Source organism: Pseudomonas sp. H2_A10, from assembly GCF_054680085.1.
This window is the reverse complement of record NZ_CP162821.1, coordinates 452,436-476,033: the sequence shown is the minus strand read 5'-3', so window position 1 is coordinate 476,033 and position 23,598 is coordinate 452,436. Positions and strand designations below refer to the sequence as shown.

25 protein-coding genes and 1 pseudogene are annotated in these 23,598 nt (G+C 61.5%); 4 read left to right on the top strand and 22 right to left on the bottom strand.

What is annotated here, in order from left to right; translation table 11 throughout:
- Positions 1 to 40: 40 nt before the first annotated feature.
- The 10 genes and pseudogenes from AB4O23_RS02190 to ubiE all read right to left on the bottom strand — a co-directional run.
- A pseudogene (locus AB4O23_RS02190) lies at positions 41 to 1,051 on the bottom strand (methyl-accepting chemotaxis protein); the annotation flags it as partial.
- Positions 1,052 to 1,144: 93 nt separating this feature from the next.
- On the bottom strand, positions 1,145 to 1,852 hold the full coding sequence (locus tag AB4O23_RS02185; RefSeq protein WP_017526554.1) for a 16S rRNA (uracil(1498)-N(3))-methyltransferase: 708 nt from the start codon (positions 1,850 to 1,852) through the stop codon (positions 1,145 to 1,147).
- On the bottom strand, positions 1,849 to 2,640 hold the full coding sequence (gene tatC, locus AB4O23_RS02180; protein ID WP_017526553.1) for a twin-arginine translocase subunit TatC: 792 nt from the start codon (positions 2,638 to 2,640) through the stop codon (positions 1,849 to 1,851). Before tatC ends, AB4O23_RS02185 begins: the two co-directional genes overlap by 4 nt.
- Positions 2,637 to 3,038: a Sec-independent protein translocase protein TatB gene (gene tatB, locus AB4O23_RS02175; protein ID WP_017526552.1), complete on the bottom strand. Its 402-nt coding sequence runs from the start codon at positions 3,036 to 3,038 to the stop codon at positions 2,637 to 2,639. Before tatB ends, tatC begins: the two co-directional genes overlap by 4 nt.
- A gap of 10 nt (positions 3,039 to 3,048) precedes the next feature.
- Positions 3,049 to 3,327, bottom strand: a complete 279-nt coding sequence (locus AB4O23_RS02170) for a twin-arginine translocase TatA/TatE family subunit (protein ID WP_017526551.1) — start codon at positions 3,325 to 3,327, stop codon at positions 3,049 to 3,051.
- A 25-nt stretch (positions 3,328 to 3,352) separates the two neighbouring features.
- The gene (locus tag AB4O23_RS02165) at positions 3,353 to 3,685 is read right to left on the bottom strand and encodes a phosphoribosyl-ATP diphosphatase (RefSeq protein WP_003209299.1); all 333 of its coding nucleotides are present in this window, start codon (positions 3,683 to 3,685) and stop codon (positions 3,353 to 3,355) included.
- Positions 3,686 to 3,687: 2 nt separating this feature from the next.
- A complete protein-coding gene (gene hisI, locus AB4O23_RS02160; RefSeq protein ID WP_017526550.1) occupies positions 3,688 to 4,080 on the bottom strand; it encodes a phosphoribosyl-AMP cyclohydrolase in 393 nt (130 codons plus the stop codon).
- Between the two features lie 41 nt (positions 4,081 to 4,121).
- The gene (ubiB, locus tag AB4O23_RS02155; RefSeq protein WP_017526549.1) at positions 4,122 to 5,726 is read right to left on the bottom strand and encodes a ubiquinone biosynthesis regulatory protein kinase UbiB; all 1,605 of its coding nucleotides are present in this window, start codon (positions 5,724 to 5,726) and stop codon (positions 4,122 to 4,124) included.
- Positions 5,723 to 6,346, bottom strand: a complete 624-nt coding sequence (locus AB4O23_RS02150; protein WP_017526548.1) for a ubiquinone biosynthesis accessory factor UbiJ — start codon at positions 6,344 to 6,346, stop codon at positions 5,723 to 5,725. The genes ubiB and AB4O23_RS02150 overlap by 4 nt, the downstream gene beginning before the upstream one ends.
- On the bottom strand, positions 6,346 to 7,116 hold the full coding sequence (gene ubiE / locus AB4O23_RS02145) for a bifunctional demethylmenaquinone methyltransferase/2-methoxy-6-polyprenyl-1,4-benzoquinol methylase UbiE (RefSeq protein WP_003171186.1): 771 nt from the start codon (positions 7,114 to 7,116) through the stop codon (positions 6,346 to 6,348). Before ubiE ends, AB4O23_RS02150 begins: the two co-directional genes overlap by 1 nt.
- A 144-nt stretch (positions 7,117 to 7,260) precedes the next feature.
- Between ubiE and AB4O23_RS02140 the strand changes: the two genes are divergently transcribed.
- The 3 genes from AB4O23_RS02140 (at position 7,261) to AB4O23_RS02130 (ending at position 9,026) form a co-directional block, all read left to right on the top strand.
- Positions 7,261 to 7,536 (top strand): polyhydroxyalkanoic acid system family protein, encoded by a 276-nt coding sequence (locus AB4O23_RS02140; protein WP_017526546.1) that lies wholly within the window; start codon positions 7,261 to 7,263, stop codon positions 7,534 to 7,536.
- Positions 7,537 to 7,640: 104 nt separating this feature from the next.
- Positions 7,641 to 8,063 (top strand): phasin family protein, encoded by a 423-nt coding sequence (locus tag AB4O23_RS02135; protein ID WP_017526545.1) that lies wholly within the window; start codon positions 7,641 to 7,643, stop codon positions 8,061 to 8,063.
- 12 nt (positions 8,064 to 8,075) lie between these two features.
- The gene (locus AB4O23_RS02130) at positions 8,076 to 9,026 is read left to right on the top strand and encodes a phasin family protein (protein WP_116078961.1); all 951 of its coding nucleotides are present in this window, start codon (positions 8,076 to 8,078) and stop codon (positions 9,024 to 9,026) included.
- A gap of 57 nt (positions 9,027 to 9,083) precedes the next feature.
- On the opposite strand, the gene AB4O23_RS02125 is transcribed toward AB4O23_RS02130, so the two are convergent.
- From AB4O23_RS02125 to AB4O23_RS02100, 6 genes are all read right to left on the bottom strand, one after another.
- A complete protein-coding gene (locus AB4O23_RS02125; RefSeq protein ID WP_460061986.1) occupies positions 9,084 to 9,611 on the bottom strand; it encodes a fimbrial protein in 528 nt (175 codons plus the stop codon).
- Between the two features lie 16 nt (positions 9,612 to 9,627).
- Entirely contained in the window at positions 9,628 to 10,575 is a 948-nt protein-coding gene (locus AB4O23_RS02120; protein WP_065879494.1) for a fimbrial protein, read from the bottom strand.
- Positions 10,576 to 10,599: 24 nt separating this feature from the next.
- Positions 10,600 to 13,122 (bottom strand): fimbria/pilus outer membrane usher protein, encoded by a 2,523-nt coding sequence (locus AB4O23_RS02115; RefSeq protein WP_065879493.1) that lies wholly within the window; start codon positions 13,120 to 13,122, stop codon positions 10,600 to 10,602.
- A gap of 156 nt (positions 13,123 to 13,278) precedes the next feature.
- A complete protein-coding gene (locus AB4O23_RS02110) occupies positions 13,279 to 14,022 on the bottom strand; it encodes a fimbrial biogenesis chaperone (protein ID WP_032883364.1) in 744 nt (247 codons plus the stop codon).
- A gap of 12 nt (positions 14,023 to 14,034) precedes the next feature.
- Entirely contained in the window at positions 14,035 to 14,808 is a 774-nt protein-coding gene (locus AB4O23_RS02105) for a fimbrial biogenesis chaperone (protein WP_460085425.1), read from the bottom strand.
- A gap of 32 nt (positions 14,809 to 14,840) precedes the next feature.
- A complete protein-coding gene (locus tag AB4O23_RS02100; protein ID WP_065879492.1) occupies positions 14,841 to 15,407 on the bottom strand; it encodes a fimbrial protein in 567 nt (188 codons plus the stop codon).
- 341 nt (positions 15,408 to 15,748) lie between these two features.
- Between AB4O23_RS02100 and AB4O23_RS02095 the strand changes: the two genes are divergently transcribed.
- A complete protein-coding gene (locus AB4O23_RS02095) occupies positions 15,749 to 16,432 on the top strand; it encodes a response regulator (protein ID WP_017526537.1) in 684 nt (227 codons plus the stop codon).
- Between the two features lie 7 nt (positions 16,433 to 16,439).
- Here AB4O23_RS02095 and AB4O23_RS02090 read toward each other — a convergent pair whose 3' ends face one another.
- The 6 genes from AB4O23_RS02090 to hslU form a co-directional block, all read right to left on the bottom strand.
- The gene (locus AB4O23_RS02090) at positions 16,440 to 17,060 is read right to left on the bottom strand and encodes a TetR/AcrR family transcriptional regulator (RefSeq protein WP_065879491.1); all 621 of its coding nucleotides are present in this window, start codon (positions 17,058 to 17,060) and stop codon (positions 16,440 to 16,442) included.
- A gap of 27 nt (positions 17,061 to 17,087) precedes the next feature.
- A complete protein-coding gene (gene phaC / locus AB4O23_RS02085) occupies positions 17,088 to 18,770 on the bottom strand; it encodes a class II poly(R)-hydroxyalkanoic acid synthase (protein WP_068935688.1) in 1,683 nt (560 codons plus the stop codon).
- Between the two features lie 88 nt (positions 18,771 to 18,858).
- Positions 18,859 to 19,704 carry a poly(3-hydroxyalkanoate) depolymerase gene (phaZ, locus tag AB4O23_RS02080; RefSeq protein WP_017526534.1) on the bottom strand — a complete coding sequence of 282 codons (846 nt, stop codon included), beginning with the start codon at positions 19,702 to 19,704 and terminating at the stop codon, positions 18,859 to 18,861.
- A 149-nt stretch (positions 19,705 to 19,853) separates the two neighbouring features.
- Entirely contained in the window at positions 19,854 to 21,533 is a 1,680-nt protein-coding gene (phaC, locus tag AB4O23_RS02075; RefSeq protein ID WP_017526533.1) for a class II poly(R)-hydroxyalkanoic acid synthase, read from the bottom strand.
- Between the two features lie 249 nt (positions 21,534 to 21,782).
- Complete coding sequence (locus AB4O23_RS02070; protein WP_017526532.1) at positions 21,783 to 22,160, bottom strand: gamma-butyrobetaine hydroxylase family protein; 378 nt, start codon at positions 22,158 to 22,160, stop codon at positions 21,783 to 21,785.
- A gap of 68 nt (positions 22,161 to 22,228) precedes the next feature.
- Positions 22,229 to 23,566: an ATP-dependent protease ATPase subunit HslU gene (gene hslU / locus AB4O23_RS02065; protein WP_460150381.1), complete on the bottom strand. Its 1,338-nt coding sequence runs from the start codon at positions 23,564 to 23,566 to the stop codon at positions 22,229 to 22,231.
- Positions 23,567 to 23,598 lie beyond the last annotated feature (32 nt).

Genomic DNA, 23,598 nt, shown 5'->3' with positions numbered 1-23,598 from the left:
TTTGCATGGCCCGTTGCAGTTGGCCCAGTTCGTCCTGGCGCAGCGAGTTCAGGTTGTGGCTCAGGTCGCCCGAGGCGACGCGTTCGGCCACTTGCAGGGTCTGGTTCAGCGGAATGATGATCTGGCGGGTGATGGCCCATGCGGCAACCAGGCCGAAGATCAACGCCAGGGTGGTGGCCAGCGCCAGCAGTTGTTTGGCTTGTGCGGCGTCGTTGTCGCGGACCACGGTCTGCGAAACGGTAAGTTTGTTGCTGCGATCCAGCAGGACATCGCCCTGGGCGCTCATGATTTTCAGTGCGGCGGCGCTCGCCACCTGAGAGTCGCGGTACTGGCTGACCGCTGCGCGGTAGGCTTGCAGCGAAACGCCGGCCTGTTGCAGGTTGGTCGAAAATTGTTCAGGCAGTTGGCCGGTCAGCTCAGTGGCTTTCTTCAAGGCGTTGTCGATGGCGTCCAGCGCGGGCTGTTCCGCCTCGACCTTGCCGCTGTAGGTGTAGCCGCGCACTTGGAAACGCGCCTGTTGGATCAGTTTGCTCAGGCCGACGATGCTGTTGAACTGGCTGACACTGTCGCCCTGCAACAGGGTTTTTTCCACTTCGCCGACCTTGATTACCGCGTTGTCGGCAGTGTCGCCCAGTTTGCTGCGGGCGTTTTCGCGGTTGGCCCCGGCCTGGACCATGGCGTCGAAGGCGCGTTTGTATTGGTCGACGGCAGCGAGTTGGTCGTCGATCAAGACGATGTCGGCGGGTTGCTCGATCAATGTGCGCGCGGTTTTCAAGCCGCTTTCCAGTTGGCCAAGGAAGCCATTGACCGCTGTCGGGCCCTGCTCGCCGCGACGCATTTCGAAGTCCAGGCGCGCGATGCGCAGGTCCTTGGTCAGGTCGTTGAGGCTGGCGATATAACCCAGCTTGTCGCCACGGCTGATCACCCCGGAGAGCCCGGTCCAGCCGGTGAACGTCGTGATCAGCGTCAACAGCAATACCAGGCCAAAGCCCACGCCCAGCTTGGTCTTGACGCTGACATTACCCAGCTTTTCGGCTAACGCACGGTACATGTTGCAAACTCCCCTGGAGCACGGCTTGGACTTATTGCAGGGGTTATCGGCATGAGCGCAGGAATCTATAGCCACATCGGATCTGTGCTGTGGTTAGAACAGTCGGGCGAGCAACGCGGTCACGGCGGTTTCAACCCGCAGGATGCGTGCGCCGAGCTGCACCGGTTGCAGGCCGGCCTTGGTCAGCAGGTCGACTTCGTAGGGGATCCAGCCGCCTTCGGGGCCGATGGCCAATGTGACCGGTTCATCCAGGCCACGCGGGCAGGGTGGGTAGTCGCCGGGGTGGCCGACCAGGCCCCGGGTGCCTTGCGTCATCGCCGGCAGGCGGTCTTCGACGAATGGCTTGAAGCGCTTCTCGATGATGATCTCGGGCAGCACCGTGTCCCGCGCCTGTTCCAGGCCGAGGATCAGTTGTTCGCGAACCGCCTCGGGTTCCAGAAACGGAGTTTGCCAGAAGCTTTTTTCCACCCGGTAGCTGTTGACCAGCACCACCTTCGGCACGCCCATCGCCGCCACGGTTTGCAGCACACGACGCAGCATTTTCGGGCGCGGCAGGGCCAGCAACAGGGTCAGCGGCAGTTTGGCCGGGGGCGGCTGGTCGAAGCTCACCTGCAGCTCGGCTTCGCTGGCTTCCAGGCGCAGCAAGTGTGCATTGCCCATCAAGCCACCCATGCGCCCAACCCGCAGGTTGTCGCCTACGGCGGCGCGGTGGACTTCCTGCATATGCACCAGGCGCCGATCACGCAGCACCACGCGGTCGGCCGCTATAAAGTCGGCCTCTTCCAGTAGCAGCAGGTTCACGGCTGGGTCGCTGGCGGCTGGTCGTCGTCGGCGGGTCTGTCATCCGGGTGTTCGCCGCGCTTGCTGATCAGGCCGCTGAACAGAATGCCGATCTCGAACAGCATCCACATCGGCACGGCCAGCAGGGTCTGGGAGAAAATGTCCGGCGGGGTCAGGATCATGCCGACTACGAAGCAGCCGATGATCACATACGGGCGGATCTTCTTCAGGTACTGCACGTTGACCACGCCGATCCACACCAGCAGCACCACGGCCACCGGGATCTCGAAGGCCACGCCAAAGGCGAAGAACAGCGTCATCACAAAGTCGAGGTAGCTGGTGATGTCGGTCATCATCTCCACGCCGGCCGGGGTGGCGGCGGCGAAGAACTTGAAGATCAACGGGAACACCAGGAAGTAGGCGAACGCCATGCCGGTGTAGAACAGCAGGATGCTCGACACCAGCAACGGGACCGCAATGCGTTTCTCGTGCTTGTACAGGCCCGGCGCGATAAAGCCCCAGATCTGATGCAGGATCACCGGGATCGCCAGGAACAGCGAGACCATCATCGTCAGCTTCAACGGTGTGAGGAACGGTGATGAGACGTCGGTGGCGATCATCGTCGCGCCGGCCGGCAGATACTGGCGCAGTGGCGTGGAGACGAAGGTGTAGATCTGCTGGGTAAAGGCGAACAGCCCGGCAAAGATGATGAAGATGGCCGCTACGCAACGCAGCAGGCGGGTACGCAGCTCGGTGAGGTGCGAGACCAGCGGCATGTGCTGGTCGTTTTCCGGTTTATCAGCGCTCATGGGGCTCGCGGCGGCAATGTTGGGTCATGGGGGGCGGGCGACGCAACGGGCGTCGGCGCAGGCTCGTTGGGGTGGGGCGCGGCTGGCGTGGCGTCGACGACGTGCGGGGCGGCCTGCTCAGGCACAGGCTCCACCGGCTTGGCCGGCTCCTGCACCGGCGAGAGAATCTTGCGCGCCTCCTGCTCCAACGACAGGATATGTTCGTTATGCAGTTGCCGGCGGATCTCGTCGGCGCCGATTTCCCGTTCAACTTCCTGTTTGATCGCGTTGAAACTGCGTTTCAGGCGCCCGATCCACAGGCCGGCGGTGCGCGCGGCACCGGGCAGGCGTTCCGGCCCCAGTACCAGCAGGGCCACGAGGCCGACGAGCAGCAGTTCAGAGAAGCTGATACCAAACATTAGTCAGTGCTCACGAGTCTTTGCGGGTCGGCTCTTCGACTTTCTCAGCCTGCACGTCGAAGGTACGACGCTCGGTGATCGGCTGGCTGGCCTGCGGGTGTGCAGGCTGGGCCGGCGGTACGGGATTGGCCGCAGGGTCGGCGGGTTTTTCGTCGTCGTTCATGGCTTTACGAAAGCCCTTGATCGACTCGCCGACATCGGTGCCCAGGTTTTTGAGTTTCTTGGTGCCGAACACCAGTACCACCACTACCAGAATGACGATCCAGTGTTTCCAGTCAAAAATGCCCATGCTGCAAATCCTCGATAAAAATTATTCAGGCGGACGGACGCGAGGCCTTCTCAGCGTGCCCGGACAAGCCGAAGCGACGGTCCAGTTCATCCAGTACGGCCTGTGGATGCTGCCCCAGTTGGGCGAGCATGACCAGGCTGTGAAACCACAGGTCGGCGGTTTCGTAGATCACATCACTGCAGTCGCCGCTGATCTGTGCGTCCTTGGCGGCAATGATGGTCTCGACGGATTCTTCGCCGAGCTTTTCCAGGATCTTGTTCAGGCCCTTGTGGTACAGGCTGGCGACGTAGGAGCTGTCGGCGTCCGCGCCTTTGCGGTCTTCCAGTACCTGGGCCACGCGGTTCAGGGTATCGCTCATGGTCAGTGTCCTGCGGAATAAATGGCGTGCGGGTCTTTGAGCACCGGTTCTACAACCTTCCACTCGCCGTTCTCGAACACGCGATAGAAGCAGCTGTGACGGCCGGTGTGGCAAGCGATGCCGCCGATCTGCTCGACCTTGAGGATTACCACGTCGGCGTCGCAGTCCAGGCGTATCTCATGCAGGGTCTGCACATGTCCGGACTCTTCGCCCTTGCGCCACAGTTTGCCACGCGAACGTGACCAGTAAATGGCGCGCTGCTCAGTGGCGGTGAGGCTCAGGGCCTCGCGGTTCATCCAGGCCATCATCAGCACGCGCCCGGTCTTGTAGTCCTGGGCGATGGCCGGCACCAGGCCGTCACTGTCCCATTTGATCTCGTCCAGCCAGTCTTTCATGTTCGGCTCCGGCAATTTGCAACAGTGTATAACCGGATCGGCTATCGACGCACGATCAGATAAACGCCCACGGCGACCATGATGCCGGCCGGCCAATGGCCCAACTGATTCAACGGGCCGCCAATCGCCAGCATGACCCCGCCCACCAGGTGCGCGGCGCCGAGCAGGCGCAGGAACCAGTCGTCCTTGCGCTTGCGCCACGGCGGCTCCGGGTCCTTGGCGTGGGGTTGGGACATGCGCTCCAACAGGTCGCGGGTCATGTTGGCCAGGTGCGGCAGTTGTTCCATCTGGCTGTGCAGGTTGCCCAGCACAGTCTTGGGGCTCATGCGCTCGCGCATCCAGCGTTCCAGGAACGGCTGGGCGGTGTTCCACAGGTCTAGATCCGGGTACAACTGGCGGCCCAGGCCCTCGATGTTGAGCAAGGTTTTTTGCAGCAAGACCAACTGCGGTTGCACTTCCATGTTGAAGCGCCGCGCGGTCTGGAACAGGCGCATCAACACCTGACCGAACGAAATATCTTTTAACGGTTTTTCGAAGATCGGTTCGCACACCGTACGGATCGCCGCTTCGAATTCGTTGAGTTTGGTTTCCGCCGGCACCCAGCCGGAATCGATGTGCAACTGCGCCACGCGGCGATAGTCGCGCTTGAAGAAGGCAAACAGGTTACGCGCCAGGTAGTCCTGGTCTTCCGGGGTGAGGCTGCCGACGATGCCGCAGTCGATCGCGATGTACTGCGGGCTCCACGGGTTGACGGTGCTGACGAAAATGTTGCCTGGGTGCATGTCGGCGTGGAAGAAACTGTCGCGAAATACCTGGGTGAAGAAGATCTCCACGCCGCGCTCGGCGAGCATCTTCATGTCGGTGCGCTGGTCGGCCAGGGTGGCGAGGTCGGTGACCTGCACGCCGTAGATGCGCTCCATCACCAGCACCTTGGGGCGGCACCAGTCCCAATACACCTGCGGCACGTAGAGCAGTGGTGAGCCTTCGAAGTTGCGCTTGAGCTGGCTGGCGTTGGCGGCTTCGCGTAGCAGGTCGAGTTCGTCGTAGATGGTTTTTTCGTAGTCGGCGACCACGTCCACCGGGTGCAGCAGGCGAGCATCGGCGCTGAAACGTTCGGCGGCGCGGGCGAGGATGAACAGCCATGCCAGGTCCTGGCCGATGATCGGCTTGAGGCCGGGGCGGATCACTTTCACCACCACTTCTTCACCGCTCTTGAGCTGCGCGGCGTGCACTTGCGCCACCGAGGCCGAGGCCAGCGGCTCGACATCGAAGCGGCTGAACACGTCGCTGATCGGCTTGCCCAGTTGTGCCTCGATCAACGCCATCGACTGCTTGGAATCGAACGGCGGTACGCGGTCCTGCAGCAGCATCAGCTCATCGGCGATGTCTTCGGGCAGCAGATCGCGACGCGTGGAGAGGATCTGCCCGAACTTGATAAAGATCGGCCCCAGGTCCTGCAACGCCAGGCGCAGGCGCGCGCCACGGCTCAGCTCCAGCTGTTTGCGCGGGAACCAGCGCCACGGCAGCACGTAGCGCACCGCCAGCAGGAACCACGGCAGGGGCAGGGCGAACAGCAGGTCATCGAGACGGTAGCGGATTACGACGCGCTGGATACGAAACAAACGGCGGACGGCGAGCAGCTTCATGCGTTATCGCTTGGATCAAGGGAACGGCTCAGGCGCTCGAAGCGCGCCTCAAGGCGTTCCAGGTCGATTTTGGCCTTGTCGAGTTCGCGAAAGCGCGCTTGCGCTTCCCGCTGCCCGACCAGGGTGCGCGATTCTTCGCTCAGGTATTCGGCGAGGTTCTGGTTGAGGCTGGCGAACCCTTGCTGGTACCAGCGCGAGCGGCTGCGCAGGTGCCCGCTGATCAAGTGGGTGGCGACGGGGCCGATCCAGCGTGACAGCTCGTATTCCCAATCCAGCTCCAGGTCTTGCAGCACGGCGGCGAGGTCCATCAGCACCGAGCTGTCGCCTTCCAGTGCCACTTCGGCGCTATGCAGGATGGCGGTCTTGTTGCGACTCAGCGCCAGGTGCAGCAGGCTCGACGCCGGCGCGCGCAGGGTGCAGTCGGCGTCGGCGGCCCAGTGGCTGGCTAGCAACAGGCCTTCATCGCTGGGCAGGATAAACAGCTGCAAGGCGGGGCTCGTGCAGTCGACGGCGATGATCTTGCCGTTCAGATGCGCGAGCCGAGCCAGGGCGGTACTGTCCAGGCGCAGCACACGGTTAAGGCCGTGTTCGACGCTGGCGAGCAGGCCTTGCAGCAGCATCAGGGCTTGATACCGCGGTGCAGGGCGACGATGCCGGAAGTCATGTTGTGGTAGGTCACACGGTCAAAACCGGCTTCTACCATCATCGACTTCAGGGTTTCCTGGTCGGGGTGCATGCGGATCGACTCGGCCAGGTAGCGATAGCTCTCGGCGTCATTGGTGATCAGCTTGCCCATCAACGGCATGAACGCGAAGGAGTAGGTGTCGTAGACCTTGGACATCAGCGCGTTGGTCGGCTTGGAGAACTCCAGCACCAACAGGCGCCCACCCGGCTTGAGCACGCGCAGCATCGAGCGGATCGCGTCCTCCTTGTGGGTGACGTTACGCAGGCCGAAGGCGATGGTCACGCAGTCGAAATGGTTGTCGGGGAACGGCAGCTTTTCGGCATCGGCCTGGACGAACTCGATATTGCCGGCGACGCCTTTGTCGAGCAGGCGGTCGCGGCCGACCTTGAGCATCGAACCGTTGATGTCCGCCAGCACCACCTGGCCGGTGGGGCCGACGAGCTTGGAGAACTTGGCCGCCAGGTCGCCCGTGCCGCCGGCGATGTCGAGCACGCGGTTGCCAGTGCGCACGCCCGACAACTCGATGGTGAACCGCTTCCACAGGCGGTGCATGCCGCCGGAAAGCACGTCATTCATCAGGTCGTACTTGGCGGCGACTGAGTGGAACACCTCAGCGACTTTTTCCGCTTTTTGGCTTTCCGGGACGTTCTTGAAGCCGAAGTGAGTGGTGGGTTCGGCATCGCTGCCTTTGCGCTGATCAGTCATATCGCTGTCACCAAAAGAGAATGCGGGACATGATAATCCCCAAGGCCTGCTTTGTCTTGGCAAGGCTGCAGGTAAGATAGCTACCCACCGAGACCTTTTGCCGCATCGAAGGTATTCAAATCCCTATAAAGAGGAATCATCGCGATGGCCCGTATAACCGTTGAGCGGGCACATGCCCTGGGTAAAGAAGGGGCGCGAGCGAAGGCCGAGAAGTTGGCGCTCAAACTCAAGGAGCAATATGGCCTGGAGCCGTCGTGGTCTGGCGATACCTTGAACCTCAAGCGCTCCGGGGTGAAAGGCACAGTATTAGTGGCCGATGATTCTCTGCGCATCGATGTGGAACTGGGCCTGTTGATGTCGGCCATGAGCGGCACTATCAAGTCCGAAATCGAGAAAGCCCTGGATAAGGCATTGGCCTGAGCGCGTGTTCTTAGGGTGCCGATTCTAATTTTTAACCCTACTTTGTGCCCACGCCCTCAACTCCTGCGGGCCGTTCCTCCACCCTATCCTGCGTGAGGTGCACCATGGCCAAAGTTATCCTGAAGAAAAAAATCGACGTACAAACCGGCGCCCTGACTGACGTTAAAACCTACGCACGCAAGATCTGGCTGGCGGGTCTTGGTGCCTATGCCAAGGTCGGCAGCGAGGGCGGCGAGTACTTCAAAGAGCTCGTTAAGAGTGGTCAACATGTTGAAAGTAAAGGTAAAAAAGTTGCCGTTGAACAACTTGATGCCGCCAACAGTCAGATTGACCAAGTCAAGAGTAATGTCTCCGTTGTCAAAGGTCTGGTAGAAGTTCAGCTGGATAAAGTTGAAAAAGCTTTTGATACTCGCGTTGCAAGTGCCTTGAATCGAATCGGCATTGCGTCTAAACATGACGTGGAGACACTCTCTGCTAAGCTCGAAGAGCTGACGGCATTGCTCGAACGTGTCGCGCGTAAACACTAAGGAGACATCGGGATGGCTGTTAAAAAGACTACTCAGAAAGAAGGCAGCTCGTGGGTCGGGAAAGTTGAAGAATATTCCCGCAAAATCTGGCTCGCTGGTTTAGGCGTGTACTCGAAGATCGACAGTGACGGCAGCAAACTCTTCGAGACTTTGGTTAAAGACGGCGAAAAGGCCGAGAAGTTGACCAAGAGCGCAGTGGGTAAACAAGTGGGTGCTGCTAAAGCGACCGCCGGTTCACGCATCAGCGATGCGAAGAAACAGGTATTGGGGACTTGGGGCGAACTCGAAGGGGCGTTGGACAAGCGCCTTAACAGTGCCATTTCACGCTTGGGCGTTCCCAGCAAAGCGGAACTGAAGGCGCTGCACAGTAAGGTCGATACCCTGACCAAGCAAATCGAAAAACTCACCGGCGCCAAAGTGGCTCCAGTGAAAACCGCCGCGGCTAAGCCTGCCGCTAAAACGGCTGCCGCCAAGCCAGCCGCTAAAGCCGCCGCCAAACCCCTGGTAAAAGCTGCGGCCAAACCAGCGGCCAAGGCACCCGCGAAGGCCGCCGTCAAACCAGCGGCCAAAACCGCGGCAGCCAAGCCTGCGGCAAAACCGGCCGCTAAGCCAGTCGCTGCAAAAGCGACTGCCAAGCCCGCCGCTAAACCAGCTGCCAAGCCGGCCGCGAAACCCGCCGCTAAAGCCGCTGCAAAACCTGCGGCCAAGGCGGTTGCAAAACCTGCCGCCAAACCTGCGGCTAAAGCGGTTGCCGCCAAACCTGCCGCCGCCAAGCCAGCGGCAAAACCCGCTGCCGCGAAGAAGCCTGTGGCCGCGAAAAAACCAGCAGCGCCCAAGCCGGCTGTCGCGGCCAAGCCTGCCACCCCTGCCGTTTCCACGGCCAACTCGGTCTCCGCGCCGACGCACGCGGCTACGGCTCCTACTGCAACGCCGGTTACGCCGACGCCCTCCAGTCAGTCCTGATTTTTTCCAGGATATAAAAATGCCCGGCCTGTGAAGTCCGGGCATTTTTTTGCGTGCTCAATTGTAGGTAATCGACACGGTGACGGCGCTGGCCAGGGTGCCCTGGGTGACCGCTGCGCCGGTTTTATAGTAGGCCGCACTGAGTGGCAGCACAGCTTTGTTACCGCTCGTGGTCACGGTACGGCTGCGCTGAGCCTCCGTGCCGTTGGCAGGGATGGCATACAAGGGAGAGGCCCGGTGTATCAGCCACAACGCGGTACCGCTCGAGGTGCCCGTATTGGAAAACAGAATGGGGTTCTCGTGCGCGGGCGTGCCGGCGAATTGGAAAACCACCGTGCGTATGTCCGACTCGCAATCGGCGGAGACCTCGAAATCAAGCGAACCCGCACTTGGGCTTGCGTCAAAGTCCGAAATTTTGATGGCCGGCAAGGTGATGGTGCGGTTCACGTCGCCGGCGCTGAGGTCACAGGTGCCACCGTTGACCTGACCGGCAAAGGTCAGCGTACCCGTGGTGGTGGCGAGCACCGTTTGGCTCGCCAGGCTCACATTGATTGCCAGCAGCAGGGGCAGTTTAAGGAAGCTCATGGGTCGTTCTCGGGGTTCAGTTGTAGGTGATGGTGACGGTAGCGGTGCTGGCGAGGGTACCTTGGCTGACCGTGCCGTTTCGGTGATAAGCCGCGCCGAGCGGCAACACCGCTCGATTGCCGGAGACCGCTACCGTGCGTGTGTTTTCGGTGCCGTTCGCGAGGATATTCTGGGTTCTCCCACCCACGCGCGAGTACAGCCATAGCGCAACGCCGCCGGCCGTGCCTGTATTGGCAAAGAGCCGGTCATCGCCTGGCGCGGGGGTGCCGGAAAAACTGAAGGTCACAGTGGCGGCATTGCTGCAGTGGGCCGTTAACTCAAACTCGCGCGCACCGGTGTACAGCGCATGTTGAAAGGCGCTGACTTGCACCGGGTCAAGGGAAACCGTGCGGTTGACGTCACCGGCCGCCAAGTCGCAGGTGGCCACGGGGCTGACGAAACGTACCGAGTTGCCGAGCCGCAGGATCATGTTCGGCTCCGTATGCCAGTAGTACCTGAAGATCTCACCGCTGTTCATGACCCCGGCGGGCGTCGGTCCGATTTTGTAGAACGCCGCCTCCGCATTGGTGAGGGTTACCCAGGTTCCCTCGTTCGCGAAGGCCGCTTGATTGTGTATGGCAAAGGCCGTAGTCACTCCGCGTGCGTCTTTCATGAAGATGCGCAGGCCGATGCCTGGCACTTCGGTGAGATAGGTGAGCGTGCCCGGGTCTCGTAAGTTGGGGTATTTGCCAATGACCGTTACCTGGGTAGAGGTGGGGCAGCGGATAAACAGGCCGGGTGCGGTCCCGCTGAACGGCTGTCGGGTAATCAGGCTGCCCACGGGAAGATTGTCCGGCACGGTGATCGTCGCGGCGAGCGTGAGGGTATGGGTCGTGGCGCTGGGGTAGCTGTCGCATGCCGCGTGGGCCGCTATCGACCCGCCACAACCCAATAGCGTCAAAACGAGTGTGATCGAGTGTTTCATGCTGGGCCTCGCAAAATGAGTTTTTCAGACAGGGTTGGCGCCGGCTTCACAGGTGCCCGCGTTCAGGTGGCGTAACCGCTGGGTGTTATCGCTGGAAACTGGCGTGCCTGCGCCATAGGTCAACCGACACAGGGTTTGCGCACCCGCGCCCCACTTGACCGTCAGTTGCCCTTGCGGGCGGGACACGCGCACAAAGGCTTTGCCGCCCTGGCCAACAATCCCGACGCTGGCGCCATCCTCATCGAATACGTCCGAGCCGAACGGCAGCGCGCTGCCATCGTCGCGCCGTGCAGTAATCAACAGGGCCTGGCCGCTCACGGTCGCAAATTGCAGCTTCACCACCGCGCCGGCGCGGGGTGCCACGTTGTGCGACGCGGTCTTGAGTTCTATGTCGACGGCAAGGTCTTTGGGGTCCAACTCCACGACATTCTTGCGGTAGGGCGTGAGATGGGGCACTACGGCAAAGCCGCGCCGGCCAATCTGGGCGCCGTGGTTGCCATTGATGCGCGCGCCGACCGCACCCGGTGCCTGGACGATGCCAACCGTATCGCCCAGTTCGGGGGCGAACGTCACGCCGCCCGCATGGGCCACGATGCCGCCGGTCATGCCGAACGATGTCGAGCGATAGGCATTGCTCTGGCCGTAGCCGGCGGACAGCACGCCATGGCTGGTCTGGTATTTCATGTCGGCGCTGGTGGCGTTGCCGCTGCCGTCGGCCCGGCTGGCGTTCAAACCATAACTGAGTTCGCTGCGCTCACCCATGCTGCCGCCCAGGCTCACGCGCTCGCCACTGCTCTGGTCGCCCCGATAGACGGTGGTGGTCAGGGTCGGTGAACGCGCACCGCGGCCCAATGGCAGGCTGAATGACAGGTCAAACTGCTGGTCGACCCGTTCGCTGAGCAGGTCGCGGGTGCGCTGCACGCTGACGGTGTAATGCAGCTTTTGCCAATGGCTGCTGTAGCCGGCCGTGAAGGTCAGGTTGCCATTGGTGCGGTTCCAATAGTGCTGCGAGGAACCGGTCAAAAAAACCGAGCCGTTGCCCAGGCTCTGGTTGAGGCTGATGTCCATCCGGTCGCGCAGGCGCGAGACGCTGTCGCCTTTGAACCCGTCGATAGCCAGGTCGCGAACGCGGGCGGCGTCGCTCACGCTGAGGAAACCGGCGGTGGAGTAACGGTATGCACCGAGGGCAAAGTGGGTGCCTGTGTCGGCGAAGTTCTTGCTGTAGCGCACCTGTACGCTTCGCCCCTCGCGCGAGCCGTGGCCCGGCAGGCGAGCGTTGGAGCGGGTCAGGTCGAGCGACAGCGCACCCAGCGGGGTATTGAAGGCCGCGCCCAGCAACTGCGATTGGTAGTCGTCGCTGAGCACCGCGCCGGTGTAGCCGGTCAGCAGGTTGCTCAGGCCTTGTTGATACGTCGCCTGGGCCAGCGAAGGCGGGTGGCGCAGGCCGATCTCATCCAGCGTGCCGACACTGACTGAGTAGCGTTGATAGCCGGGGCGCAGCAGGTTGGCGTTGGCGGCAAACGGCACGATGAATTCACGGGTGCGGCCGTCGGCCTCGGTGATCGTCACGCTGAGGTCGCCGCCGTAACCGGTGGGGAACAGGTCATTGAGCACGAACGGGCCGGGCGCCACGGACACCTCGTCCAATAGCACCCCGCGCTGGCGCACGCTGACCCGTGCGTTGGTTTCGGCGATGCCGCGCACCACCGGGGCAAAGCCGGTCCGGGCGTCAGGCAACATCCGATCATCACTGGCCAGGCTGGTGCCGCGCAGGCGTACGCTGTCGAACAGTTCACCCGGCGTGTAGAGTTCGCCCACCGTCAGTTGGGCCTGCAATGCGCTGATTTCACGCTGCACATACGTGGCGCTGCGTTGGTAGCCGGAGGTCGTCTGGGTGCGGGTGTAGCTGCCGTTGTGGCGCCAATGCCAATCGCCGAGATTGAGCCCCGCATTCACGCCCAAGTAGCTGGAACTCAGCGAACGATCACCGGCCTGTGTGGCAAAGGTATTGGCGTTATAGCGCACAAAAGCGGCATTGATGCCGCTGTCCCAGTGCTGGGGGTCAACATAACCCCGTGGCTGACGTTTGAGGTAGATCTGCGGGACTTGCAGGTCCAGGCGGCTTTCGCCCGATTCAAACTGGCTGCTGGCGCCTGGCAAGTACGCGGCGATGTCAGCGCAGCTGGAAAGCGCGGAAGCTTGCACCGCCGCCAGATCAATCCCGAACCTGAGCAGCGCATCGCGCTCCAGGCACAATTGCGCCGACTTGTGGCCGGCGACGGCCGCAAAGGCCAATGTCTCGCGGCCGATCCACTGGCCGTTGAGGTAGACCTCGGTGCGATAGCTGCCGGGCAGCACCACATTGCCTTGGTTGAAGCGTGAAATATCAACCTGCAAGCCGGCGGCGCCATCCGGGAAGAACGCCGGGTTGAACTCGACATGCTCGGCGCAGTGGCCGCTCAGTGCGTGGGCGCTTCCCGCCAGCAACACGCCGCGCACCGAACGCTTGAACCGTTGGTGTCTCACCGATGCTGTCTTCAAACTCATGTTTAGCGTACTCAAACAGTGGTTGTGCAAATGTGGGCATGGGGAGCCCCTGCCCAAGCCAATGGGCATCAACCGAAGCGGTGCGAATCACCTGGCCGGCCTGCCGCGACAGGCCATGATTGGCGCCAGCCGGCTATGCCCTAAGGCCGTGCGCGGTCATGGCAATACCTCGGCGTTGTGGGAGACCGTTACGCCAAAGTCATCCAGGGTCTGGAACACCACGTTGGTCGTGCGGCCTGGAAAAGAGCTGAGCGTCGGCAGCTCGAAACGCCTGCGCCCGCCGGGCATCACCATGTTTTCGGGGCCCGACGCCGCCGATTTGCGGGGGTGACGCTGGCCCGAGACCTGCACGTCGATCTGTTCGAAGGTCAGGTGATAGGGCGTCGGATTAAAGACCTCCAGCGCTTGGCCGTGCTCACCCGAGACGCGTCGCCACTGCAGTTTTGCCGGCGCCGCCTCGACCGCGTAAGGCAAGTTGTGTGGGCGCAAAAACAGCTTGATACGAGTGCGGAAGGCCAACTGCAATTGATTGCTGTGCCGAGCGCCGTGGGGCTGTGAGGGCACCTCCAGCACGTTGAACCAGAACAGGCTTTCTTGCGCAGGCGCTAAGGCTTCACCTGTGTAGGCCAGGCGCACCACGTGTTGCTTGCCGGGTTCCATGCGAAAAATCGGCGGTGTGGCGACGAAGGGGATGTCGGTCAGCCCCGGGGTTGAATGCTCATCGCCGCGATCCAGCCAGACCTGGACCAATACCGGCACCTGGTTTTTGCTTTCCAGCCTGACCGTTACCTCTTTGTCGTTCTGGGGGTAAATAATCCGCGTGCTGTTGATGACAACACCGGCGTGTGCCGTGAGCGCGCTCATCAGCACAATGCTCGCCAGCACAGGTAAAACCGACATCGCCTGCATGGGTTATCCGCCGCTGTAGGTCAGGTCAGCCGAGTGCTGCACTCGGGCGCCAAAGTCGCTGACCGTGGTGAACTCCACCCTGGCCGCGTGGCTGGGGGGGTTGCGCAATTGGGGCAATACAAACCGCTTCACGTCGCCTGCCGGCAGCATCAGGCTGTCGTCGGCGGCCTGGTTCGGTGCCTTGCTGAACCGCTTGGCGCCGCTGACCAATACCACCGTGGCCAACGAAATATGGTACGGCGTGGGGTTGCTGGCCTGCAGGGCGAACCCGCGATCATGGGCCACCAGGCGCCACTGCAATTTTGAGGCGGCCGCCGTGACCGGATAAGGCAGCGACGCCGGCCGCAGGAACACCCGCAAACGCGTGCGAAACGACATTTCGAGCTGGTTGTTCTGCGCGGCATCGGCCGACAGCGGCGGCACCTCCAGCACGTTGAGCCAGAACAGCCGTTCGCGGTCGACGGGCAGCGGTTCGCCGGTATAGCGCAGGCGCAGTGCCTGCTGCTGGTTGGGCTCGATGCGAAACAAGGGCGGTGAAAGGGCGAACGGCGTCTGGGCGGTTGCCGGGGTGGAGTGTCGGTCACCGCTGTCGAGCCACGTCTGTACCAGCGTCGGGCGGTCTCCCTTGTTCTCCAGGCGCACAATCACCTCCTGCCGCTCGGCGGGGTAGATCACCCGAGTGCCATGCACAATCACGCCGGCCATGGCGGGCGGCGCAAACGCGGGCAGGCCTGCAACGGCACAGCAGGCAAGCACGAGGGCGGTGATTATTTTCATCATGGTGATCGCTTCGCGCTCCTGGCGGCGCTCTACTCGGCGTACTCGACCATAAAGCCGACACGCGTCTTGACCGTGCCTTCGGTCGCGGCGCCACTGGCGAACATTTGTGCTGCCAGGGGGATGATGGCCTGGTTGTCGGCAATCACCACGCCATCGGATTTATCGGTGTAGACATTGATCGGGACGCCGTCGCGGCGCGTTATTTCAACTTGCACGTTCTTGGCGGTGGTGGTGTCGGCCGGGTCGTCGTGACCATCGATATTCAGGCGCCCGGTGGCTACATCGATGGCCGGGCTGGTGGGGTCGAAGGCAACCATGGCGGTGCGCCCATTGGTGCAACTGGCCTCGCCGGGCGCACCGATACGAATCGTGAAACCGGTCAGGTTGGAGCGACTGCCCGCGGTTGCCAGTCGCGAAGCGCTCACGCCGCCCAGGTTGACGTTTTTGACCACTGCGCGGGTGCCCGCCGTTGCACTTTCGATTGTGCAGGTCACATCGGAGACAAGCCCGGTGAAGTTGATCACACCGTCAGCGGCATTTGCCGCAGCACTCAAGGCAAGAACGGCCGCGGCGGTGGAGAGAGCGTAAAGGTTCATCGTATGTCCAGTTATTAAGTGAGGTGTAACTCGCCTCCGGTTAATGCGGCCTGGGTCTTGGCGATCGCATCTTTCTGGATTGGCGTTGAGGACAATTTGTATCAAAAGTTGAACGCGCTCTATAGAAAACCTACGAATAACCGTTCGTGATTGTTCGAAATCGTGTTGTTTTGTTTATTGATTTTGAAGTTGCGTTTCTGTGTGTAAGAAAACGACTCAGCTGTTTCCTTCAGTTATTACTGTAAGGCGCGGCATTAAATAACCTGCCTTAATATTGAAGCCGCTCAAGTGCTGAGCTATACCGGGCTCAGCGTGTTGTATTTACCGACGCAGGTGTTCAGATGCGTACTTCCACTGCGTATACCGTGATGTTGTTGGATGACCATGAAATGGTTCGCCAAGGCATTGAGCTGAGCCTGAGTAAAGAGTCCGATATCGAAGTGATCGGTTCCTTCGCCACGGCGCGAGACCTGCTGGAGGCGCTATCCCGGCGGTTGGCGGATGTGGTGGTCATGGACTTCGCCCTGGCGCCGTCGGACCTCGATGGCCTCAGCCTGATCAAAGCGCTGCACAGGCGCTTTAGCAGTTGCCGGCCGTTGGTGGTGTTTTCGCACTGCACGCCGGCCACCGTTTCATTGTCATTGAAGGCCGGGTGCTGGGGGATCCTGGGTAAAACGCAAAACCTGGCGGACCTGTTCACGGCTATTCGAACGGTTGCCCAGGGGCGTCTTTATCTACAGCCCAGTAGTGTATTGGCACTGCAAGACCTGCACGCGGGGCGTGATGTTGCAAATAAACAGGCGGACTTGGCGAGCGCTCTGCAACTCAGTAGCGGCCTCACGCCCAAGGAACAGGAAGTACTAAGGTGTTTTCTGGACGGGATGAGCGTCAATTCAATTGCCGCCAAGTTTTCGCGCAGCGCAAGTACGATCAGCACGCAAAAACAATCGGCTTATCGAAAGCTGGGTATTTCCAGCGACAGTGAACTGTTCAAGTTCACTCAGCAGTTCGGCAAGCCGGCATAACCGCCGGTCAAGTCGGATCGTCCAGATAACGCAGCGCCAGGCGTTGCGTTGCCTGGCGTGCGGGCGGCAACAGATGGGGCGCCACCAGCATCATGATCTGGTAGACCACCACCCGCACCTCGCCTTCGCGGTCGAGGATGCGCTGGTAGTCCAGGGAAAACAGCAAGGTCATGGTGATCTGTTCCACCAACTGCCCCAGCGCCTGGGTGTCGCTGACCAACTGCCCGGCCGCCTTCAGCCGCGCCAGCAATGACGCCAGGGTGCGCTTGAGCGCGGTGAGCAGGTGGCGAATGCCCTTGGCCAGTTTCGGCAGGCGCCCGGCCAGGTTGGACAGGTCCTGGAACAAAAACCGGTAATGGGCCAAACGTTCGACGATCAGGTGCAGGAACAGCCAGTAATCCTGGGCCTCCAGCTGTGCGTCCGCCGGTGGGTCGAGCAGCGGCGCCAGCTCGTTTTGAAAGCGCTCGAACAACCCAAGTACCAGCGGCTCCTTGCCATGGAAGTGGTAGTAGAGGTTGCCGGGGCTGATCCCCATTTCGTTGGCGACTTCCATGGTCGACACGTTCGGCTCGCCCTTTTGGTTGAACAACTGCAGGGCGCATTCAAGGATACGGTCGCGGGTCTTCATCCAGTCTTCTTAATGTGATCGTTGAGCTCAGCGCACACGCACGTAAGTGCCCGGCGCCGCTTCCATCGGTGGGTAATTCTGGTTGCCCAGGGCGGTGAGGGTTTCGCGTTGCACGCCCGAGCGCTGCTGGATCCAGTCCAGCCACTGCGGCCACCAGCTGCCTTCGACATGATTGGCGTCGTAGTACCAGGCGCGCGGGTCGCTGCTCAGCTTGGGGTTCTCGACGTAGTTGGCCTTGGGGTTGCCCGGCGGGTTGAGGATGCTCTGGATATGCCCGCTGTTGGACAGCACGAAGCGCCGGTCGCCCCCGAGCAATTGCGTGGAGCGGTACACCGCGTCCCACGGCGTTATGTGGTCGTTGATCCCGGCGACGCTGAAGCTGTCCACCGTGACTTTCTGCAAGTCGATGGGCGTGCCGCACACCTCCAGGCCGCCCGCGTGGGTCAGTGGGTTGTGCTTGAAGAAATCCAGCAGGTCGCCATGCAGCGCAGCGGGCAGGCGGGTGTTGTCGTTGTTCCAGTACAGGATGTCGAAGGCCGGCGGTTCCTTGCCCAGCAGGTAGTTGTTGATCCAGTAGTTCCAGATCAGGTCATTGGGGCGCATCCAGGCGAACACCTTGGCCATGTCGCGGCCGTCCAGCACGCCTTGCTGGTAGGAGCGGCGCTTGGCGGCTTCCAGGGTCTGCTCATCGGCGAACAGCATGGCCGGGCCGTCGATCTGGCTGTCGAGCAGGCTCACCAGGTAGCTGGCGCTGGAGACGCGTCGCAACTGACGCTTGGCTTGCAGGTGGCCTTGCAGGGCGGCGATGGTCAGGCCGCCGGCGCAGGCGCCCATCAGGTTGACCTCGCGGGCACCGGTGATCGCCCGGCACACGTTGAGTGCTTCCTCCAGCGCCGCCACATAAGTGGAAAGACCCCATTCGCGATGCCGCACGTCGGGGTTGCGCCAGCTGACCATGAACGTCTGCAAGCCATTCTTGAGCGCGTATTGCACAAAGCTGTTGGCCGGGCTCAGGTCGAAAATGTAGTACTTGTTGATCTGCGGCGGCACGATCAACAGCGGCCTGGCGTACTGTTTTTCGCTCATGGGCTTGTACTGGATCAGCTCCAGCAGCTCATTGCGAAACACCACCGAGCCTGGGGTGGTGGCGACGGTCTTGCCCACTTCGAATGCATGCTTGCTGATTTGGCGCGGCAGGCCATTGTTGTGCAGCAGGTCGTCGAACAGGTTGCTCACACCGCGCACCACGCTGTTGCCGCCGGAGTTGAGCAGTTCCTTGATCGCCAGCGGGTTGAGCAGGGTATTGGAGGGCGACACCGCGTCATTGATCAGGGCCAAGGCAAAGTGCGCGCGGGCCTGGTCGTCGGCGCTCAGGGCGCTGTCATCGATCCAGTGGCGAGTCTGCTTCTGCCAGCTCAGATAGGCTTGCAGGCTGCGCCGGTAGAAGGGGTTGAGCGTCCAGGTGGGGTCGACGAAGCGGCTGTCGCGCGGGTTGGGTTCATGCACCGTCTCCCCGAGCAGCACGCGACCCAATTGGCCACCCAGGGCCAGGGCGTGACGGGCGGTATGCACCGGGTTGCGCAGGCCGTGAGCGGCAACGCTGCGCAGCGTGGACAGCAAATCCCGGCCGCGCAGGCCGGTGATTGCGTTTTGCGCATTGATAAACGCGGCAGGGGTGGGCGCCGGGTTCGTCACGGGTCTTTCTCGCATGAGCCAACACTCCTTCGTCAAACCATCAACAGGCACGCCAATTCAGAACCATAGCCGGTTCCCGGCAAGTTGCGCGGCGGTGTGGTCCTTACACCGCGGGTCTTGGGTGAATCACGGCGCGCAGGCGCTCCTCCTCCAGAAACTTCATGATGATCGGTGCCACGGCCTCGGCCCGGGTGATCAGGAACAGATGCCCGTCATCGATGATGTGCAACTGTGCGTTGGGAATGCGCCAGGCGAGCATGCGCATGTTGACCAGCGGGATCAGCGGGTCGTCGTCCCCCGCCAGTACCAGGGTTGGCTGGCGGATCTTGTGCAGCCAGTGGATGCTGGTCCAGCCCAGCCCGGCGAACAGTTGCCAGTAATAGCCGAGCTTGCCGGCCGAGCGCACTTTGCTGGCATGCTCGGCGGCCAGCTTGGAATCGCGGCGGAATGAGCCGCCATAAATCATCGGCGCGATGCGCACCACGTGGGACGGCTGGATGTAGCGGCGTGGGCTGGCCATCAGCCACAGCACCTTGGGCTTGCCCGGCACCATAAAGGCGCCGGCCGCGGTGGCGGCCAGAATCAACTTCTTGCAGCGCTCCGGGTAGTCATAGGCAAACTGCTGCGCCAGCGCCCCGCCCCAGGACACCCCAACCGCATTCACCTGGCCATAATCCAGGTAATCGAGCATGCGCGCGGTGAGTTTGGCCAGGCCGGGAAAGCGGTAGGGCCGCTTGGGCGTGGACGAACCGCCCACGCCCGGTACATCGAAGGCGATCACTTCCAGGTCCGGGTCCAGCGCCTGTACGAACGGAAACACCAGCTCAAGGTTGGCGCCGATGCCGTTGAAAATCAGCAGCGGCGTCAAGTGAGGCTTGCCTGGGCGTACCGCCGTGCGGATGGTCTGGCCATCCAGGTCGATGGTACGGAAGATGAACGGTTGCGGCATGCTCAAGCCCTGTGAAGTGTTACAGCCGGAGTGCGGTCCAAATGGGGGAGGGGGCTTGCTCCCGATTGCAATTGCTCAGCCAATGGATCAACTGACTGACACACCGCTATCGGGAGCAAGCCCCCTCCCACATTTGATCCCATTTCAATCTAGCGCTCGTGTACATAGGTTCCAGGTGCCGCTTCGGCTGCGACGTAGGTTTTATTGCCTAATGACGTCGGCGCCTTCTTCAGCTTGCCCGCCCGTTCCGCCTGCCAGGCCTGCCAATGCAGCCACCACGAATCCGTGTGCTTGGTCGCGTTTTCTTGCCATTCCAGCGGCTTGCCCGCCAGGCTGTCGCTGGTCTGATAGCGTGCCTTGGGGTTGCCGGGCGGGTTGAGGATGCTCTGGATATGCCCGCTGCTGGACAGCACGAACTCCACCTTGCCGCCAAACAGCTGCGCCGACTTGTAGCAAGACTGCCACGGCGTGATGTGGTCGTTGGTACCGGCCAGTGAATAGATATCGGCGGTCACTTGCTTGAGGTCGATGGGGGTGCCGCACACTTCCAGCGCGTTGGGGCGCACCAGCGGGTTGTTCTTGAACAGCTCGATCAGGTCACCGTGGAACGCCGCGGGCAAGCGCGTGGTGTCGTTGTTCCAGAACAGGATGTCGAACACCGGCGGCTCGTTGCCCAGCAGGTAGTTGTTGACCCAGTAATTCCAGATCAGGTCGTTGGGGCGCATCCAGGCGAACACTTTGGCCATGTCGCGGCCTTCCAGCACGCCGGCCTGGTAGGAGTGGCGCTTGGCTGCTTCCAGGGTTTGCTCGTCGACGAACAAGGCCACCTGAGTGTCCAGGGTGGTGTCGAGCACGCTGACCAGCAGGGTCAGGGCGTTGACCTTTTTCTCCCCCAGCGCGGCGTAGTGACCGAGCAGGGCCGTGCAGGTGATGCCGCCGGAGCAGGCGCCGAGCATGTTGATGTCTTTGCTGCCGGTGATCGCCGTGACCACATCCACCGCTTCCTTGAGCGCCTCGATATAGGTCGACAGGCCCCATTCACGCTGGGCCTTGGTCGGGTTGCGCCAGCTGACGATAAACGTCTGCTGCCCATTGCGCAGGCAGAAGCGCGCCAGGCTTTTATCCGGGCTCAGGTCGAACACATAGAATTTGTTGATTTGCGGCGGCACCACCAGCAGCGGGCGCTCGTGCACCTGCTCGGTGATCGGCTTGTACTGGATCAGCTCCAGCACGTCATTGCGAAACACCACAGCGCCTTCGGTGGTGCCCAGCGATTTACCGACTTCAAAGGCGCCCATATTGACCTGGCTCGGCATGCCGCCGTTGTGCACCATGTCTTTGGCCAGGTGCGACAGACCGTCGAGCAGGCTCTTGCCGCCGGTTTCGAAGAAGCGTTTGACCGCCGCCGGGTTGGCCGCGCTGTTGGTCGGTGCCATGGCTTCGGTCATCAGGTTGATCACGAAGTGGCCGCGGCTGATGTCCTGTGCGGGAAGGTTACTGTCACCGATCCAGTCGTGCAGTTCCTTGCGCCACGCCAGGTAGGTTTGCAGGTAGCGTTTGTAGAGCGGGTTCTGGCTCCAGGCCGGGTCGTGAAAGCGACGGTCGTCGCTCTCGGGCACCAGCGCGGATTTGCCGAACATCACATTCTTGAGTTCCACGCCAAAGTGGGCGACGTGTTTGACGCTGTGCAACGGTTGCTTGATGGCTTGGGTCAGCACCATCTTCGCCGAGGCCAATAAATCCTTTTTGCGTAACGCGATGATCGGGTTCAGCCCCAGGGTGTTTTCCGAGGCCTGGCGTTTCAAGTCATCGTTGTTCTTGTTACTCATCTACGACGCTCCATTGTCCGAAAGACGAGTACCGGGTACCGCTGCGTACGAAGTTTCGATACACAACACAAGCCTGGTACTGCGACTCGGGTGACCGTTGATACCGCATCGTCAAATGCAGGGAACTTGCCAGTTCCATTGGTTACCCGAGTTTAATTTTTTTCGCAAGCGGGCCAATCGTTGGCCACGAGACAGGGCATTCAAGCAGATGAAATTAGAAAATGCCCTCTAAAGAGCAAGAAGCCTGGGCTAGAGCATCAGCCGCACGACCGACTGACTCGGGTCGCGGGTTTTTCCGGCAGCCTTGAGCTCGGCGAGATAATCGGCCCACAGCGCGTCCTGACGCACGGCCAATTGGTAGAGGTAGTCCCACGTGAACAGCCCGCTGTCATGCCCATCGTCGAAGGTCAATTTCAGTGCGTACTGACCGGCCGGTTCCAGCTTGATCAACCTGACGTTGAGCTTGCCGTATTGCAGGATGGGTTTGCCGTGGCCCTGGACCTCGGCGGAAGGGGAGTGCACTCGCAGGAATTCGGCGGGCAGTTGGTAGGTTTCATCCGGCCCGTAAGTGAGGCTGAGGGTGTTGGAGGTTTTGTGCAGGTTTACGGCAGTCGGAAATTTGGACATTGGAGATAACCCTGAAATGTGGGAGCAAGCCCCCTCCCACATTGAAGCAAAGCAGTTCGGTGTGCGGCTTACAGGATATACCGCGACAAATCTTCGTTCTGCGCCAATTCGCCCAAGTGGCTGTTGACGTAGTCAGCGTCGATCTTGATCGCCTCGCCATTCTGCGCACCAGCCATGTCGCCTGCGCTGAAGGACACTTCCTCAAGCAGGCGCTCAAGCAGTGTGTGCAGGCGACGGGCACCGATGTTCTCGGTCTTTTCATTGACCTGCCAGGCGATCTCCGCCAGGCGCTTGATGCCGTCGGCCTGGAACTCGATGCCCAGCCCTTCGGTTTTCAGCAGTTCGCGGTATTGCTCGGTCAGCGAGGCATGCGGTTCGCTGAGGATGCGTTCGAAGTCGCCCGGGGTCAGGGCCTTGAGCTCCACGCGGATCGGCAGGCGGCCTTGCAACTCCGGCACCAGGTCGCTTGGCTTGCTCAGGTGGAACGCGCCGGAGGCGATGAACAGGATGTGGTCGGTCTTGACCATGCCCAGCTTGGTGTTGACGGTGCAGCCTTCGATCAGCGGCAGCAGGTCACGCTGCACGCCTTCGCGGGACACGTCGACGCCGCCGGAATTGCCGCGCTTGGCCACCTTGTCGATCTCATCGATAAACACGATGCCATGTTGTTCGACCGCTTCGAGGGCCTTGACCTTGAGCTCTTCCTCGTTCACCAGGCGCCCGGCTTCTTCATCGCGCACCAGCTTGAGCGCCTCTTTCACCTTGAGCTTGCGGCTTTTCTTCTTGCCCTTGCCCATGTTGGCGAACAGGTTCTGCAACTGGCTGGTCATTTCTTCCATGCCAGGCGGTGCGGAGATGTCCACGCCAGACACTTCGGCAACTTCGATCTCGATTTCCTTGTCATCCAACTGGCCTTCGCGCAGGCGCTTGCGGAACAGTTGGCGGGTGTTGGAATCCGACGACGGCGCGGCATCTTCGTTGAAGCCCATGCGCGCCGGTGGCAGCAGGGCATCGAGGATGCGCTCTTCGGCGGCGTCTTCGGCGCGGTGGCTGACCTTGGTCACTTCCTGTTCGCGCAGCATCTTCAGGGCGGCGTCGGCCAGATCACGGATGATCGACTCGACGTCCCGGCCCACATAGCCGACTTCGGTGAACTTGGTCGCTTCGACCTTGATGAACGGTGCATTGGCCAGTTTGGCCAGGCGCCGGGCAATCTCGGTTTTACCGACACCGGTCGGGCCGATCATCAGGATGTTCTTGGGCGTCACTTCAACGCGCAGTTCTTCGGGCAGTTGCATCCGGCGCCAGCGGTTACGCAGGGCGATGGCAACGGCGCGCTTGGCATCGTCCTGGCCGATGATATGGCGGTTAAGTTCGTGGACGATTTCGCGGGGAGTCATGGACATAGTGTTTGGCGGCCTCAAGCAGGAATAAGCCT